Annotated in this window: 12 protein-coding genes; all 12 read right to left on the minus strand. The window is 42.9% G+C overall.

Annotation, left to right across the window (positions count from 1 at the left end; all coding sequences use genetic code 11):
* Positions 1–89: 89 nt before the first annotated feature.
* Complete coding sequence (locus KQI22_RS05160; protein ID WP_216551001.1) at positions 90–962, minus strand: sensor histidine kinase; 873 nt, start codon at positions 960–962, stop codon at positions 90–92.
* 51 nt (positions 963–1,013) lie between these two features.
* On the minus strand, positions 1,014–1,691 hold the full coding sequence (locus tag KQI22_RS05165) for a response regulator transcription factor (protein WP_216551002.1): 678 nt from the start codon (positions 1,689–1,691) through the stop codon (positions 1,014–1,016).
* Between the two features lie 147 nt (positions 1,692–1,838).
* Entirely contained in the window at positions 1,839–2,954 is a 1,116-nt protein-coding gene (locus KQI22_RS05170; RefSeq protein ID WP_216551003.1) for a DUF4179 domain-containing protein, read from the minus strand.
* Complete coding sequence (locus tag KQI22_RS05175) at positions 2,951–3,328, minus strand: sigma-70 family RNA polymerase sigma factor (RefSeq protein ID WP_216551004.1); 378 nt, start codon at positions 3,326–3,328, stop codon at positions 2,951–2,953. The genes KQI22_RS05170 and KQI22_RS05175 overlap by 4 nt, the downstream gene beginning before the upstream one ends.
* A 205-nt stretch (positions 3,329–3,533) precedes the next feature.
* Positions 3,534–3,899 carry a nuclear transport factor 2 family protein gene (locus KQI22_RS05180; RefSeq protein ID WP_216551005.1) on the minus strand — a complete coding sequence of 122 codons (366 nt, stop codon included), beginning with the start codon at positions 3,897–3,899 and terminating at the stop codon, positions 3,534–3,536.
* A gap of 114 nt (positions 3,900–4,013) precedes the next feature.
* Positions 4,014–5,510, minus strand: coding sequence for an ATP-binding protein (locus tag KQI22_RS05185; RefSeq protein WP_216551006.1), 1,497 nt, complete (start codon positions 5,508–5,510; stop codon positions 4,014–4,016).
* Positions 5,511–5,785: 275 nt separating this feature from the next.
* Positions 5,786–6,973 (minus strand): elongation factor Tu, encoded by a 1,188-nt coding sequence (tuf, locus tag KQI22_RS05190; protein WP_216551007.1) that lies wholly within the window; start codon positions 6,971–6,973, stop codon positions 5,786–5,788.
* Between the two features lie 116 nt (positions 6,974–7,089).
* Entirely contained in the window at positions 7,090–9,207 is a 2,118-nt protein-coding gene (gene fusA / locus KQI22_RS05195; RefSeq protein ID WP_216551008.1) for an elongation factor G, read from the minus strand.
* A gap of 14 nt (positions 9,208–9,221) precedes the next feature.
* On the minus strand, positions 9,222–9,692 hold the full coding sequence (gene rpsG / locus KQI22_RS05200) for a 30S ribosomal protein S7 (protein WP_022004974.1): 471 nt from the start codon (positions 9,690–9,692) through the stop codon (positions 9,222–9,224).
* Between the two features lie 157 nt (positions 9,693–9,849).
* On the minus strand, positions 9,850–10,269 hold the full coding sequence (rpsL, locus tag KQI22_RS05205) for a 30S ribosomal protein S12 (protein ID WP_022004973.1): 420 nt from the start codon (positions 10,267–10,269) through the stop codon (positions 9,850–9,852).
* Between the two features lie 189 nt (positions 10,270–10,458).
* Positions 10,459–14,139, minus strand: a complete 3,681-nt coding sequence (gene rpoC, locus KQI22_RS05210; protein ID WP_216551009.1) for a DNA-directed RNA polymerase subunit beta' — start codon at positions 14,137–14,139, stop codon at positions 10,459–10,461.
* A 36-nt stretch (positions 14,140–14,175) separates the two neighbouring features.
* Entirely contained in the window at positions 14,176–18,057 is a 3,882-nt protein-coding gene (gene rpoB / locus KQI22_RS05215; protein WP_216551010.1) for a DNA-directed RNA polymerase subunit beta, read from the minus strand.
* Positions 18,058–18,085 lie beyond the last annotated feature (28 nt).

Consider the following 18,085-nt stretch of genomic DNA (forward strand, 5'->3'; position numbering starts at 1 on the left):
TTATTATAATCCCGTCAATTAAATATGCTGGGTATTTCTTTACAATACCCAGCATATCGCATTGTTCTTTCCAGATTCTTTCTCAAATCTTACAATGTTGCAATATTTGGAACCTCCATCCGTGCATCTCTTGGAAAGCATATATCAAATGTAGAACCCTTTAAGACCTCTGACCTGACCTTTATGTATCCTCCGTTATGTTCCACGATTTCCCGCGCCAGATATAAGCCGATGCCTATTCCTTCTTTGTCATGCACTGCTTTACCTCTGTAAAACCGTCCAAACAATAACGGAATTTCTTCTTCCGCAATGCCCACACCCTGATCTGTGATCCGTATTCCCGAAAAAAATTCATAAGAAAACTCTTCCACAGAAATCACTGTACCTGCGTCTGAATACTTGATCGCATTGTCCAGAATGTTATAAACTGCTTCCACAACCCATTTTTCGTCAATGTTTGCCTGATAGCAGTTACCTTCTTTTATACAGATCGTTATCTTCTTTTCGGTAGCTTTAGGCAACGCCTGTTCCACCGCTTTGCTGATGATTGTCTGATAAGCAGTTATCTTTTGCTCATATTGGAAGATTCCGGTCTCAAGCCGTGACATTTTCACAAGTGCACCGATCAGGCTTTCCAGCTTCTTTCCCTGCGCATGTATTTCACCTGCATATTCCTTTTCCTTCTCTGTCTCCGCTTCCTCTGTCAACAGTTCCGCATACATCAGTATATTCGTAAGCGGTGTTTTTGTCTGGTGCGAAATATTTGTGATGAGCTCCTTTATGTTATTCTTTTCTTCACAGATCTTCTTTTCAGACATCGATGCTGTAGTCAGATAACGCATCAGCTTTGTCTGCAATTTTGAGAGCTCACTTTCATCAAAGCAGTTTTCCTCAAAAGTGCCTGCGATCGCATCATCCAGCATCTGATTTAAAATTTCATATTCGTTTCTTCTAAATTTCATGTTTCCACCTATGCTGCCATCACAAATATCTGCTATCCGGCAGATGCGCCGCTATCCTTTCAAAACATATCCAATACCGTATATAGTATGGATCAGCCGCTCCCCGGGGCTTTCTATTTTATCCCGCAGTCTTTTCACACTGACAGACAATGCATTTTCATCCACATACTGCTGATTCTGCCATACATGGTCGATCAGCTTTTCCCGGGAAAGCGTGATCCCTTCATTTTCCGTGAAATATTTCAGCAGGCGGATCTCCGTCTTACTCAGCTCAATTTCTGTACCATTTCTCTGAAACAACAAATTGTCAAAATCCAGAAACAAACCATGTTTTTCGTATCTGTTTGCATGCTCTGCCTGTCTGGATCCTGCTCTTGCCAGCAGATTGTTCACGCGAAGCCTTAATGTCATGAGCGAAAATGGCTTTGTGACATAATCATCTGCCCCCAGCGTCAGTCCCATCACCTCGTCCAGTTCCGTATCGTTCGCCGTAAGTATCAGGATCGGTACATTGGATATCTTTCTGACTTGCCTCAAATAATCAAATCCGTTTCCGTCCGGCAGATTGATATCCAGGATCACAAGATCCGCCTGCTCTATATGCTGAATCTCACCTAGTGAAAAAAACTGACGACACTCATATGCTTCATTTCCAAGCGTCAGCTCAATTCCGTGATTCAGTGCCACGTCATCTTCTATGATGTAGATTATCTTTTTGTCCTGTGCCATTTTGCTCTCCTGCAAGTTGTCATTACATTTCTGTATCCATCCGTAAAAGCCATCTCTTAAATGGTCAGGCTTATTACAGCTTTACATCGTTTTGAATACTTACATCATAGCATATTTTCAGGCGTTTGGAATTTCTTTTACACGCTTTCACTGAATATCTATCGAAACCGGCTCCTCTCCCGGCTTAACCAGAAGCAATAACGACTGTATCTCATCCACATCTACCACGCGGTCATAACCTGTGATATGGTATGCATGTGTTGCATCCGTATAGCCGACATTTCCGCCATCTGCCAGATACGGAATATGGGTTCCGTCTTTCAGAATGACACCTTTTACTTCCGGGATTCCAATTTCATCTTCATTTGCCTCCATATCCGCAGAAACTGTGTAATTTACCCGCATGGATATCGGTGATATTTCCGCGTCTGTGACTGTAATGTCCGCTCCCGCCAATTCTTTATTGATATCAAAATGCTTTGCGGAGCTGACATCAGGCAGTTTCATTTCAAATTTCCATACGCCGTCTTTTTCATTGGTAAAATCCGTTTTATATAAGGTTCCCAGATTCTCAAACTCCACATTTACTGTTTTACCTAACAGTGTATCTTTTTCATCGGCAACAAATGCCTTGATAATATATTCCAGATTACCATTTTCATCCAGATAATGACTTATGACATCTCCATCCTCTCCGAACTGAATAGCACTTCCGTCCTCATACACCGGGGTTCCATTTTCATCCGGTACGATCCCATCATAAATTGATCCTGCCATATTCAACAGGACATCTTTGGAATCCACATTAACGCTTTCAAATCCCGGTTCCTTGTCCCCACTTACCTGATATCCTGAGATAGTAAAAGACATGTAGGCAAAACGCTCGTCCACAATGACTGTATCAGGCGCGATCGTTACCCCATTATCTACAACCTTTAATGCTTCATAATCAGCCTTTTCCGGATAAATTTCAGCAATGCTGTCATTTGTCAACTGCTGTTGCTGTGTATCACTTGCCTGTATATTGCCATTCATCCCCCTTCCCCAGTAATGATGAATCGCAGCCACCACACTTGCACTGCTGACTGCCAGTATACATGCACCTGCGATGACCGCAGCCTGTGATTTCAACCATGTTCTCTTATTCTTCTTGCTCATTATGACACAATCCTCCTGTCTGATCATTTCAAAGGCATGATTGGTCTTCTTTAATACACTTTCTGATAATTCAATTTCTTCCGGTAATATTTTTTCTTCCATCATATGAATTCTCCTCTCCGTAAAACTTTGCGAGCTGCTTTCTTCCTCTTGAAAGATATGTTTTTATCGTATTTTGCACTTTCTTCACATTGATCCAGTCCAATATAAACTCTTTTTTCTCTCAAAATAGTATAACAATGATTGATCAGTATTCTTGTAAGCCATGTCTTAAAGTATTGCGGCTTCTTCAAGGTATCTATCTTTTCCCAGCACGATAATATAGTATCCTGCATCGCATCTCCGGCATCTTCTTCACTTGCCAGAATGGCGATTGCAACGCGATACATATCCTTCATCTGTAAGTCCAGCAATTCGCAAAAAGCATCTTTATCACGCCTTTGTGCTCGTTTGACTAAAAATATGTTTTCTGTATTCATTTTTTCTCCTGCGCGCATATCTGTAATTTTAAAATAAAGCGTCCTTTATTTCATTTTACATACATTAGACGGAGATTGGTGGGATTGGGTTTCAAGAATATGAAAAAAGGGTTCCAGAGGAAATCCTCTGGAACCCTATAAACCCATAGTGTGAAAATATACTAAGATCTAATTGCATTTAGAATCTGTAAAATTTGTAGTAATTCTATTCTCCATATGGATAATAATGCTCTGCCTTCGACTGAAACTCCTTCAAATCACAAATCTTCCTATCCGCATCAAACTCCGCAATGGTAACCCCGTTAAAGCCATCCACATTACCATCATAGTTGCACTTAAAATACCACTCTACAACGACTGTATTTTCTGAAACAATCACACGCTTTATATTCCACTGTAAAACCGTACCTTTCCGATTCCATTCTTCAAACCATCTGATTACCTGTCCAATGCCTTTATATACCGGACCATAACACTCACTGTAAATAACATTGTCACTGAAAATCTGTTTTACAACAGTAATATCTTTATCCAACCAGCATTGAAAATATTTTCTAATAACCTCTTCCATTCTACTGTTCTCCCTTTCCACATAAACTTGTTATAGTACTTACAACTTTACCCTTGCAACAAGTGTTTCAAATCCTTAATTAAATAAATATTCAAGCATACAAAAAGAACCAAATTATTTTTTTCGGTATCGTCTATCACGGTTACTACCGATAATTTCAATATGGTCGGAAAGACCTTTTAAAATATCTTTTGTTCGACTTTCTTTCAAACCTAACAATTCACAGAAATCCCAAATACCATACTCTTTTCCATCTTCCATAAATTCAAGAATTCTATCATATTGCATTTGAGTTTTCTTAGTCACTTTCTTACCGCCGCTTTTTATCGCCGTTTTTTTATCGCCGCTTTTTATCGCCGCTTTTTTATCGCCGCTTTTTTTGAACGAAAGCGACAGTACCGTTCTATCAGGATCAAATCTCTCCTCAATCACCGGTTCTTCTAGACCTTCATCTGCCCAAACATTAAAGATATTCGGCACACCACTTCCAGCACGTTCACCGATATTGATAAGATTAAACATCTTCATAAGTGCCTTGTTTCGCGGATCGGATTCACCGCCAAGACGCATCTGCTTTTTACCCGTTCTGATATAACCGGGATTTGCCAAAACCAGCTTGTCCGGCTCTTTTCGAATAACAATGCCACGCAAGCCATGATAATCTGCATTAATTAAACAGTTTGCCAATGCTTCGCGAATTGCCTTGTGTACCGGCGTATCGTCAACACGCTCACCACCGGACATTTTGAATGGCACCTTAACATCTTTGATAATTTTGTTATAAACTCTGAAATAAAAGTCGCACACATTTCCGGACCATTCACCGGAACTGGACTGCAATCTGTCACTCCAGCGCGTAGTAGGATCTAACTCTTCTCTATAATCCAAGAAATACTCAGGGAAATGACGAACAATATTATACTCATCCCCGAACATCAACATGCCCGCTGCCGTAGGATGCAACCTTCCATCTTCCTCAGAAATTGCAGCCGCACCAATGCTTCGCAAGTATTCATGATCACTCAAACGTTCAAATGGATGTCCTTCTTTTAATGTACGATGACTGTTGCGATATCCATGAATCGTATCATAATTCAAATCTTCCATATGAACCTTGTCCAGCACTTCCATATCCATGGTACGCTCAGTCTGATCACGGAGCATTGTTTTTACCTGCAGTCGGGTACAGTGATAATCGCCCTCATAATTTCTGCGGAATGTACCATTAAAAATATCATTATTAATGTACACCGGCTTCTGCTCGCGCTTTGCCATCGGCACATAAATGACCATAATGACATCCTTATTATCACCAACCTCATATATCTGTACATCATCTTCTGACAGGAGATTGATACTTACCTTCTTAGAATTGTTCATATTATCCCAAAATTCTTTACGAAGTTTAGATGCATTCTGAAGACCAGTGGTTCTCCAACTACCATCCTTATTTTCTTTGACACCAAGAATAATAACTCCGCCATAGCAATTTGCAAAAGAAGAATAGGTATCCCACAAAGAAACTGGCAATCCACCTTCTGCTTTTTTCACTTCTCTTCTGTTATCTTCTCTATATTCATCAAACTGTGAAAGGTCAAAAGTATTTTTCAATGGGCTCATCTCTTTTCTATTCTAAGATTGATTTTATCTTACTTCTCATCTAATAATTCTTTCACATCATCTTTATTTTATATATTTAATATTAACATAGTAATTTTTATTTGTACACAAGTCTTAATAGTACAAAAAAGGTCATTTACGCCGCTCCACTATATCTCAGCCGCGAACTTTCCCCAATAAATAAACAAAAATAAACCCAGAAACAAACAAGCTTGTTCCTGGGCTATATTTTTACTTATTTACTTGGCTCATTGCCATCGCGCAGATTACTCGATGATTGTAGCAACACGTCCTGAACCTACAGTACGTCCACCTTCACGAATAGCGAATGTAAGACCCTGCTCCATAGCGATTGGATGGATCAGTTCGATTGTCATTTCTACGTTATCACCAGGCATGCACATTTCTGTACCTTCTGGTAATTCACAAACACCTGTGATATCAGTTGTTCTGAAGTAGAACTGAGGTCTGTAGTTGTTGAAGAAAGGAGTATGACGTCCACCTTCATCTTTTGTTAAAACGTAAACCTGAGCTGTGAACTTTCTGTGGCATGTTACACTACCTGGTTTAGCAAGAACCTGTCCTCTTTCGATATCTGTTCTCTGGATACCACGAAGAAGTGCACCGATGTTATCACCAGCCTGAGCTTCGTCTAACAGCTTACGGAACATTTCGATACCAGTTACAACAGTCTTCTGTGTTTCTTCCTTAACACCAACGATTTCAACTTCATCAGACATATGAAGAACACCACGCTCTACTCTACCAGTAGCAACTGTACCACGACCTGTAATAGAGAATACGTCTTCGATAGGCATCAGGAATGGCTTATCTGTATCACGCTGAGGATCTGGAATATAAGAATCAACTGTATCCATAAGTTCCATGATCTTGTCGCCCCACTCGCTCATCGGATCTTCCAGAGCTTTCAGAGCAGAACCTTTGATGATTGGGCAGCCTGTGAAATCATATTCCTCTAACTGCTCTGTGATTTCCATTTCTACTAATTCAAGTAATTCTGGATCATCAACCATATCACATTTGTTCATGAATACTACGATGTAAGGTACACCTACCTGACGAGACAGAAGGATGTGCTCCTTTGTCTGAGCCATAACACCATCAGTAGCAGCTACAACGAGGATAGCACCATCCATCTGAGCAGCACCTGTGATCATGTTCTTTACATAGTCAGCATGGCCTGGGCAGTCAACGTGAGCGTAATGTCTCTTTGCTGTCTGGTATTCAACGTGAGCTGTAGAAATTGTGATACCACGTTCTCTTTCTTCTGGAGCCTTATCGATATTTTCGAAATCAACTTTTTCGTTACCTGGTACTCTTTCAGCTAATACTCTTGTGATAGCTGCTGTTAAAGTTGTTTTACCATGGTCAACGTGACCGATAGTACCAATGTTACAATGTGGTTTGGTTCTGTCAAATTTAGCTTTTGCCATTTTGAAACTCTCCTTTAATTTTCTTATTATTGTTTGTTTGTGTCTATTAACTCGGCTATCTTTGATTATAGTAAAGATAGCCGATAATTTCAAGCATTTTTAGCCGCAGGGGTCAATTATTTTGCCTTTGCTGCTAAAACCTTTTCCTGTACGGACTTCGGTACCGGCTCATATTTCTCGAAGAACATTGAGTAGTTACCACGTCCCTGTGTCTTAGAACGCAGGTCTGTAGAATAACCGAACATTTCAGCAAGCGGAACATAACCCTTAACCATCTTGCCGCCGCCGATATCTTCCATACCTTCGATACGTCCACGACGTGAGTTGATATCACCGATTACATCACCCATGTATTCTTCAGGCATTGTAACTTCTACCTTCATGATAGGCTCAAGTAATACAGGTGCAGCCTTCTGCATAGCTTCCTTGAATGCCATAGATCCGGCAATATGGAATGCCATTTCTGAGGAATCGACTTCATGGTAAGAACCATCGTATACATTTGCATGTACACCAAGTACAGGGAATCCTCCAAGGATACCAGCCTTTGCAGCTTCTTCGATACCTTCACCGACTGCTGGGATGTATTCCTTCGGAATAGCACCACCGACAACGGTAGACTCGAACTTGAATGTTTCTTCGCCGTTCGGATCCATTGGCTCGAATTTAACTTTACAGTGTCCGTACTGTCCACGACCACCGGACTGCTTAGCATATTTGTATTCCTGATCAACAGGCTTTGTAAATGTCTCTTTGTAAGCAACCTGAGGAGCACCTACGTTAGCTTCTACCTTGAATTCACGAAGCAGACGGTCAACGATGATCTCCAGATGAAGCTCACCCATACCGGCGATGATTGTCTGACCAGTTTCCTGATCTGTGTGCGCACGGAATGTCGGATCTTCTTCAGCAAGTTTTGCTAAAGCTTCACCTAATTTACCCTGACCTGCTTTTGTCTTAGGCTCGATAGCGAGCTCGATAACAGGTTCCGGGAATTCCATAGACTCAAGGATAACAGGATGCTGCTCATCACAGATTGTATCACCTGTTGTTGTGAACTTAAAACCAACTGCTGCTGCGATATCACCAGAGTAAACTTTGTCAAGCTCTGCTCTCTTGTTTGCATGCATCTGCAGGATACGTCCAACACGTTCCTTTTTGTCTTTTGTAGCGTTCAGTACATAAGATCCAGCATTCATTGTACCGGAATATACACGGAAGAATGCAAGCTTACCAACGAATGGGTCAGCCATGATCTTGAATGCAAGAGCTGAGAAAGGTTCTTCATCAGAAGAATGTCTTACGATCTCATTGCCCTCTAAGTCAACACCCTTGATAGGTGGGATGTCTGTAGGTGCCGGCATGTACTCCAGGATAGCATCCAGAAGCTTCTGTACACCTTTGTTACGATATGCGGAACCACAGCAAACCGGAATAGCTGTACATTCACATGTAGCTTTACGAAGAACTTTCTTTAAATCTTCAACAGCTGGTTCTTCTCCTTCCAGATACTGCATCATCAGATCATCGTCCAGCTCGCAGATCTTTTCGATCAGTTCGCTACGATATAATTCTGCATCATCCTTCATATCATCCGGGATATCAGTGATGGAAATATCATCACCCTTATCGTCGTTGTAAATATATGCTTTCATCTCGAACAGATCGATAATTCCCTTGAAATCATCTTCTTTACCGATTGGTAACTGAAGAACGATCGCATTCTTACCTAATCTTGTTCTGATCTGCTCTACTGCACCGTAGAAGTTTGCGCCCAGGATGTCCATTTTGTTAATGAAAGCCATTCTAGGTACGTTGTATGTGTCAGCCTGACGCCATACATTTTCTGACTGAGGCTCTACACCACCCTTTGCACAGAATACGCCGACAGCGCCATCCAGTACACGAAGGGAACGCTCAACCTCAACTGTAAAGTCAACGTGTCCAGGAGTATCAATGATGTTGATACGATGCTCTAAAGCGCCTGGTTTTGGCTTACAGTTTTCCTCTAATGTCCAGTGACATGTAGTAGCGGCTGATGTGATTGTAATACCTCTTTCCTGCTCCTGTTCCATCCAGTCCATGGTAGCAGTACCTTCATGGGTATCACCAATCTTGTAGTTAACACCAGTATAATAAAGGATACGCTCTGTTAATGTTGTTTTACCAGCATCGATATGAGCCATAATACCTATATTTCTGGTTCTCTCTAATGGATATTCTCTTCCAGCCAAGGTATTTCCTCCTTTTAGAATCTGTAGTGAGCAAATGCTTTATTAGCCTCTGCCATTTTATGCATGTCTTCTTTTCTCTTAACAGCTGCGCCAGTGTTGTTAGCAGCATCTAAGATCTCGTTAGCCAGTCTGTCTTCCATAGTCTTCTCTGATCTCTTACGTGAGAACATTGTAAGCCAACGAAGACCTAAAGCCTGACGTCTGTCAGGACGTACTTCGATAGGTACCTGATAAGTAGCACCACCAATACGTCTTGCTTTTACTTCCAGAGAAGGCATGATGTTGTTCATAGCCTCTTCGAAAGTTTCAAGAGCCGGTTTACCGGATTTCTCTTCTACTTTAGCAAATGCTCCGTAAACAATCTTCTGTGCTACACCTTTCTTACCGTCTAACATAATGTTATTGATAAGCTTTGTAACCACTTTGCTGTTGTACATAGGATCTGCTAATACGTCTCTTTTCTGAATATGTCCTTTACGTGGCACGGTTCTTCCCTCCTTAATTATTATTAACTAAATCATAGGTACTCACATATAACCACTAATGTGTACGTGCGGTATTGTCTATCCACACAATGTGTGATAATCGAATCCCAACACTAAATTAGTCTGTAACCTGTGGTACATTTGAAACCAAGCCGGATTATTTAGCCTGTTTTGGTCTCTTAGCGCCGTATTTGGAACGGGCCTGCTTTCTGTTAGCAACTCCTGCTGTATCCAAAGTACCTCTGATTACGTGATAACGTGTACCAGGAAGGTCCTTTACTCTACCACCTCTTACTAAAACAACGCTATGCTCCTGTAAGTTGTGGCCTTCACCTGGAATATAAGATGTAACTTCGATTCCGTTTGAAAGACGAACTCTGGCGATCTTTCTAAGAGCTGAGTTAGGTTTCTTAGGAGTAGCAGTCTTAACAGCTGTACAAACACCACGCTTCTGTGGTGAAGAAACATCAGTAGCTTTCTTGTGAAGGGAGTTATATCCTTTCTGAAGAGCAGGTGCTGTTGATTTCTTTACAGATGTCTGACGTCCTTTTCTTACTAACTGGTTAAATGTTGGCATTCTTTTTCACCTCATTTCTTATAGTTTGATTTTCTATGCGCACAAAAATAAATGCAATTTCATGCACACTCGTTTAGTATAGGTTCTGATTTTCCCTTTGTCAAGTAGTATTCCCACTTTTTTCTTTCTTAACGGGCAAAGAAAAGGGGCTTTCCGGTCATTTTCCGGAAAGCCCTGTCAAATTCTGCTTTATTCTGTTACATTTTCTGTTGTTTCTTCTGTTTCAGCAGCTTCGGTATCTTCTACCTGCTCTGCTACATCTTCCGCAACATCATCGAAACTTACTTCATCATCAAAGGAGATCTCATCTTCCGGATCCTTATCTGTACTTAAGACTACATTTCTGTATCTCTTCATACCGGTTCCTGCCGGGATCAGCTTACCGATGATTACGTTTTCTTTCAGACCGATCAGTGGATCAACCTTACCCTTGATAGCTGCTTCTGTCAGAACCTTTGTTGTTTCCTGGAAGGAAGCGGCTGACAGGAAGGAGTTTGTAGCAAGGGCTGCCTTTGTGATACCAAGCATTACCTGCTTGCCTTCTGCCGGCTGTTTACCCTGTGCGATCAGTTCTTCATTCATATCTTCGAAGTCGAGTACATCAACTAAGATACCAGGTAAGAAATCGGAATCTCCGTTGTTCTCGATGCGGATCTTCTTCAGCATCTGACGTACGATTACTTCGATATGCTTATCTGCAATATCAACACCCTGCAGACGGTATACACGCTGTACTTCACGGATCATGTAATCCTGTACTGCACGGATACCCTTGATCTTTAACAGATCGTGTGGGTTGACACTACCTTCTGTCAGTTCATCACCGGCTTCAAGTTTTGCACCGTCTAAGATCTTGATACGTGATCCGTAAGGGATCAGATATGTCTTGCTTTCGCCTGTTTCTTCATTTGTAATGATAATCTCACGTTTCTTCTTTGTATCCTTGATCGTAGCAATTCCACCGAACTCAGCAATGATTGCAAGTCCCTTTGGCTTTCTTGCTTCAAAAAGCTCTTCGACACGAGGAAGACCCTGTGTGATATCGTCACCGGCTACACCACCTGTATGGAAGGTACGCATCGTAAGCTGTGTACCAGGTTCACCGATTGACTGGGCAGCGATAATACCAACTGCTTCACCGACCTGTACGGCTTCACCTGTTGCCATGTTGGCACCGTAGCACTTAGAGCAGATACCGTTGTGGCAGCGGCAGCCAAGGATCGTACGGATCTTGACCTGCTCGATCGGATTGCCGTCTTTATCTACACCAACGCTCATGATCTTGCTTGCTCTGCTTGGAGTGATCATGTGGTTTGCCTTTACGATCAGATTACCGTCTTTATCTTTGATATCTTCGCAGGAGAAACGTCCTGTGATACGGTCTTTCAGACCTTCGATCGTTTCTTTTCCATCCATGAATGCTTTTACATACATACCAGGGATTTCGCTGCGGTTTTCGCTACAATCTGTTTCACGGATGATCAGTTCCTGTGAAACGTCAACCATACGTCTTGTCAGGTATCCGGAATCGGCTGTACGAAGCGCCGTATCGGACAGACCCTTACGGGCACCATGCGCTGACATGAAGTATTCCAGTACGTCAAGACCTTCACGGAAATTTGACTTGATAGGCAATTCGATCGTACGACCGGTTGTATCTGCCATCAGACCACGCATACCTGCAAGCTGTTTGATCTGCTGGTTGGAACCACGGGCACCAGAGTCAGCCATCATGAAGATGTTATTGTACTGATCCAGACCTTTCAGAAGGACATCTGTCAGTTCCTTATCTGTCTCGTTCCATGTTTCAACAACAGCTCTGTATCTTTCTTCTTCTGTAATAAGACCACGGTTGAAGTTCTTTGTGATCAGATCAACTGTCTTCTGGGCTTCTTCCAGCATCTGTGGCTTCTGCGCCGGTACTGTCATATCGGAAATGGATACGGTCATAGCGGCTCTTGTAGAGTACTTGTAACCCATTGCCTTGATATCATCCAGTACTTCTGCTGTCTTTGTTGCACCATGTGTATTGATAACTTTTTCCAGAATCTGCTTCAGTCCCTTTTTACCGACATGGAAGTCGATCTCAAGTGCCAGTGCATTATCCGGATTGCTTCTGTCTACAAATCCAAGATCCTGCGGGATGATCTCATTTAAGATGAAACGTCCCATTGTGGACTCTACATTACCTGTTACTGTGCTGCCATCAGGCATCTGCTTGTGTACACGGACCTTGATACGGCTGTGCAGTGTAATGATCTGGTTTTCATATGCCAGGATTGCTTCATTCACACTCTTGAAGAATTTGCCTTCTCCCTTTGCACCAGGTCTTTCCTGTGTCAGGTAGTAAATACCAAGTACCATATCCTGTGAAGGAACGGCTACAGGGCCACCATCGGATGGCTTTAACAGGTTGTTCGGTGATAACAGGAGGAATCGGCATTCTGCCTGTGCTTCCACGGAAAGCGGAAGATGGACAGCCATCTGGTCACCGTCGAAATCGGCGTTGTATGCGGTACATACAAGTGGATGCAGCTTAATAGCCTTACCTTCTACCAGGATTGGCTCAAATGCCTGAATACCAAGTCTGTGCAGTGTAGGAGCACGGTTCAACATAACCGGATGCTCTTTGATGACTTCTTCGAGCACATCCCAAACCTGTGTATCTAACTTTTCAACTAATTTCTTTGCGTTTTTAATATTCTGTGAAATGCCTCTTGAAACAAGCTCTTTCATAACGAAAGGCTTGAATAATTCAATCGCCATTTCTTTCGGCAGACCACACTGATAGATCTTCAGTTCCGGTCCTACAACGATAACGGAACGTCCTGAGTAGTCAACACGCTTACCTAACAGGTTCTGACGGAAACGACCGCCCTTACCTTTCAGCATATCGGACAGGGACTTCAGTGCTCTGTTGCCAGGGCCTGTTACCGGACGTCCTCTACGACCGTTATCGATCAGAGCATCTACAGCTTCCTGCAGCATTCTCTTTTCGTTTCGAACGATGATATCCGGTGCACCGAGCTCGATCAGTCTCTTCAGACGGTTGTTTCTGTTGATGATACGACGATACAGATCATTCAAATCTGATGTTGCAAAACGTCCACCATCGAGCTGTACCATTGGTCTTAAATCCGGTGGGATAACCGGGATCGCATCCATGATCATCCATTCCGGTCTGTTTCCTGACTCACGGAAAGCTTCTACAACTTCCAGTCTTTTGATAATTCTGGCACGTTTTTGTCCGTTGGCATCCTTCAGCTCTGTTTTCAGCTCTACGGAATCCTTTTCCAGATCGATCGCTTCCAGAAGCTCTTTGACTGCCTCAGCACCCATGCCTGCACGGAATGCATTTGCGCCGTATTTATCTTTGGCATCCTGACATTCCTTCTCTGACAGGATCTGTTTGTATTCCAGATCTGTCTCACCTGCATCCAGTACGATATAAGATGCAAAATATAATACCTTTTCCAGTACACGAGGAGAAAGGTCTAATAAAAGACCCATTCTACTCGGGATTCCCTTGAAATACCAGATATGGGAAACCGGTGCTGCCAGTTCGATATGTCCCATACGCTCTCTACGGACGCTTGACTTTGTAACTTCAACGCCACAACGATCGCAGACAACACCTTTATATCTGATTTTTTTGTATTTACCACAATGACATTCCCAGTCCTTGCTTGGTCCGAAAATTCTTTCACAGAACAGACCGTCACGTTCCGGCTTTAACGTTCTGTAGTTGATCGTTTCCGGCTTCAGGACTTCTCCTCTGGACCATTCTCTGATCTTATCCGGTGATGCCAATCCAATTTTGATCGCATCAAATGTCACTGGTTCGTACGTTTCGTTTTTTGTTTCTGACATTTATGGCACTCCTTCCAACTTACGTTTGTAGAATCCTTATTCGTCATATGAATCATCCAGACCGTCGCCGTCGAACGAAAAGTCCTCTGCATCGTCTGCTTCATCATCTACATTGATCAGTTCCTCGCTATCTTCATCAAATTCCTGCTTCTGATAGCCCATGCTTCCTAATGAATCCTCTTCATTATAGTTGCCTCTGTGTCCGCCTTCCATTTCAGCGCGCATGTCTGTATCGCCGTAATCGATGGTCTCCATAATGTCGATTTCATTCTGGTTTTCATCGAGTACCTTTACATCCAGACCAAGAGACTGTAATTCTTTCAAGAGTACCTTGAAGGATTCCGGAATACCCGGTTCAGGAATATTTTCACCCTTGATGATCGCTTCGTATGTCTTCACACGTCCGATCACATCATCGGATTTCACTGTCAGGATCTCCTGCAGTGTATAAGATGCACCATAAGCTTCCAGTGCCCAAACTTCCATTTCACCGAAACGCTGACCACCGAACTGTGCTTTACCACCGAGTGGCTGCTGTGTAACTAAGGAGTATGGTCCGGTTGAACGGGCATGGATCTTATCATCTACCAGATGGTGGAGTTTCAGGTAATGCATGTGACCGATCGTTACCGGTGAATCAAAGAACTCACCTGTTCTACCGTCACGGAGTCTTACTTTACCGTCTCTGGAGATCGGAACACCCTTCCACAGCTTTCTGTGATCTCTGTTTTCATATAAGTAATCCAGGACTTCAGGCAGGAGTTCTTCGCCATGTTTTGCTTTGAACTCATCCCATTCCAGATTGACGTAATCATTTGCAAGCTCCAGCGTATCCATGATATCGCTTTCCTTTGCGCCATCGAATACAGGTGTTGCTACATTGAAGCCAAGTGCTTTGGCTGCAAGAGAAAGATGGATCTCCAGCACCTGTCCGATATTCATACGGGAAGGCACACCAAGTGGATTTAATACGATATCCAGCGGACGGCCGTTTGGCAGGTATGGCATATCTTCTACAGGAAGTACACGGGAAACGACACCCTTGTTACCATGACGACCGGCCATCTTATCACCGACTGAAATCTTTCTCTTCTGTGCAATGTAAATACGAACTGCCTGATTGACACCAGGAGATAATTCGTCACCGTTTTCTCTTGTGAATACCTTGGCATCTACAACAATACCATATTCACCATGCGGAACCTTCAGGGAAGTATCACGTACTTCACGTGCCTTTTCACCGAAGATCGCACGAAGCAGTCTTTCTTCTGCTGTCAGCTCAGTTTCACCCTTTGGTGTTACCTTACCGACTAAGATATCACCCGCGCGGACTTCTGCACCGATACGGATGATACCACGGTCATCCAGATCCTTCAGTGCGTCATCGCCGACACCCGGAACATCTCTTGTGATCTCTTCCGGTCCGAGCTTTGTATCTCTGGCTTCTGCTTCATATTCTTCAATATGGATAGATGTATAAACATCCTCCTGTACTAATCTTTCACTTAATAATACAGCATCCTCGTAGTTATAACCTTCCCATGTCATAAAGCCGATCAGCGGGTTCTTACCAAGTGCAAGCTCACCACCGTCTGTAGAAGGGCCGTCTGCGATCACTTCGCCGGCTTCTACATGATCGCCCTTGAATACGATCGGTTTCTGGTTATAGCAGTTGGACTGGTTACTTCTGGAGAATTTTGTTAAATGATATTCATCCTTTTCGCCATCATCATATGTCATCTTGATCAGCTTGGAAGATACATAATCAACTGTACCTGCCTTCTTAGCAACAACACAGACACCTGAGTCGACTGCTGTCTTAGGCTCCATACCTGTACCAACAACAGGAGCCTCTGTAAATAACAGCGGAACTGCCTGACGCTGCATGTTGGATCCCATCAGCGCACGGTTGGCATCATCGTTCTGCAGGAACGGGATCAGTGCTGTTGCAACGGAGAAGATCATCTTTGGAGATACGTCCATGTAATCGATCATAGTACGAGGATATTCCTGTGTTTCCTCACGGTAACGGCCGGAAATGGATGTTTTCTTGAAATATCCGTTTTCGTCCAGAGGTTCACTCGCCTGTGCTACATGGTAATTATCTTCTTCATCTGCTGTCATGTATACAACTTCGTCTGTTACACGCGGATTCTGCGGATCAGACTTATCAACCTTACGATAAGGTGCTTCCACGAAACCATATTCATTGATTCTTGCATAAGATGCAAGAGAGTTGATCAGACCGATGTTAGGGCCTTCAGGTGTTTCGATAGGACACATTCTTCCGTAGTGGGAGTAATGTACGTCTCGAACCTCGAAACCTGCACGATCTCTGGAAAGACCACCAGGACCAAGTGCGGAAAGACGTCTCTTATGGGTCAGCTCACCAAGCGGGTTGTTCTGATCCATGAACTGTGACAACTGGGAAGATCCGAAGAATTCCTTCACTGCTGCCTGTACCGGCTTGATATTGATCAGTGCCTGTGCAGTCACTTCTTCTGTATCATGTGTTGTCATTCTTTCACGAACAACACGCTCCAGTCTTGTCAGACCTACACGGTACTGGTTCTGCAGCAGTTCACCTACCGCACGGATACGTCTGTTACCGAGGTGATCGATATCATCATCGTTACCCAGACCGTATTCCAGATGCATATTATAGTTAATGGAAGCTAAAATATCTTCCTTTGTGATATGTTTCGGAATCAGTTCTGATACATTTTTTGAAATAGCATCTGCTAATTCTTCCGGCTTATCAGAGTACTCCTGCAGGATCTGCTGCAGAACAGGGAAATATACCAGTTCTGTAATACCAAGCTCTTTTGGATTGCAGTCCACAAAGCTTGTCAGATCTACCATCATATTGGAAAGAACCTTGACTTCTCTCTCTTCTGTCTGGATCCATACATATGGAACAGCAGCATTCTGGATCTCATCAGCCAGCTCTGCGCTGACTACATCACCGGCACTTGCAATGATCTCCCCTGTGAAAGGATTGGTAACATCCTGTGACAGAGTAGCATGTCTGATACGGTTTTTCAGTGCAAGCTTTTTGTTGAATTTATAACGTCCAACCTTTGCAAGGTCATAACGTCTTGGATCAAAGAACATAGCTGTGATAAGGCTTTCAGCACTTTCTACGCTGAGCGGTTCACCAGGACGGATCTTACGATACAGTTCAAGAAGACCTTCCTCATAGCTGCCTTCCGGATTTCTTTCTGTAATAGAAGGATCCTTTGTGAAGCTGGCAAGAATCTTTGGTTCCTCACCGAATAACTCCAGGATCTCTGAGTTAGTACCGATACCAAGTGCACGTAAAAATACGGTGATCGGCACCTTTCTTGTTCTATCTACACGAACGCTGAAAACATCATTGGAATCTGTTTCATACTCTAACCATGCACCACGGTTAGGAATTACGGTACAGGAATAAAGCTCCTTTCCGATCTTATCATGACCAATCGCATAATAAATACCCGGAGAACGAACTAACTGACTGACGATAACACGTTCAGCACCGTTGATCACGAATGTACCTGTTTCTGTCATGAGCGGAAGATCGCCCATAAAGATGGAATGTTCTGTGATCTCTTCCTTTTCCTTGTTGTAAAGACGTACTTTTACCTTTAAAGGTGCTGCATATGTTGCATCACGCTCTTTACACTTTTCAATAGAATACTTGACTTCGTCTTCACAGAGTTCAAAATCAACAAACTCCAGACTTAAGTGTCCACTGTAATCGGCAATCGGAGAAATATCTGCAAATACTTCTTTCAGGCCTTCGTCCAGAAACCATTTATAGGATTCCTTCTGAACCTCAATCAGGTTTGGCATATCCAAAACTTCTTTTTGCCGTGAGTAACTCATACGTATATGCTTGCCGGAAGCAATCGGACGTATTCTGTTCTTTTCCATTGACATTCACCTCGTTCATATTATTTGC

This window comes from Kineothrix sp. MSJ-39 (genome assembly GCF_018917935.1).
In the GTDB taxonomy this organism is placed as follows: domain Bacteria; phylum Bacillota; class Clostridia; order Lachnospirales; family Lachnospiraceae; genus CAG-194.

What these genes read in the sequence shown, in the direction of transcription:
- KQI22_RS05160 (WP_216551001.1), bottom strand. Translation starts at nt 962, where the DNA reads ATGAAATTTAGAAGAAACGAATATGAAATTTTAAATCAGATGCTGGAT.
- KQI22_RS05165 (WP_216551002.1), bottom strand. Translation starts at nt 1,691, where the DNA reads ATGGCACAGGACAAAAAGATAATCTACATCATAGAAGATGACGTGGCA.
- KQI22_RS05170 (WP_216551003.1), bottom strand. Translation starts at nt 2,954, where the DNA reads ATGATGGAAGAAAAAATATTACCGGAAGAAATTGAATTATCAGAAAGT.
- KQI22_RS05175 (WP_216551004.1), bottom strand. Translation starts at nt 3,328, where the DNA reads ATGAATACAGAAAACATATTTTTAGTCAAACGAGCACAAAGGCGTGAT.
- KQI22_RS05180 (WP_216551005.1), bottom strand. Translation starts at nt 3,899, where the DNA reads ATGGAAGAGGTTATTAGAAAATATTTTCAATGCTGGTTGGATAAAGAT.
- tuf (WP_216551007.1), bottom strand. Translation starts at nt 6,973, where the DNA reads ATGGCAAAAGCTAAATTTGACAGAACCAAACCACATTGTAACATTGGT.
- rpsL (WP_022004973.1), bottom strand. Translation starts at nt 10,269, where the DNA reads ATGCCAACATTTAACCAGTTAGTAAGAAAAGGACGTCAGACATCTGTA.
- rpoC (WP_216551009.1), bottom strand. Translation starts at nt 14,139, where the DNA reads ATGTCAGAAACAAAAAACGAAACGTACGAACCAGTGACATTTGATGCG.
- rpoB (WP_216551010.1), bottom strand. Translation starts at nt 18,057, where the DNA reads ATGGAAAAGAACAGAATACGTCCGATTGCTTCCGGCAAGCATATACGT.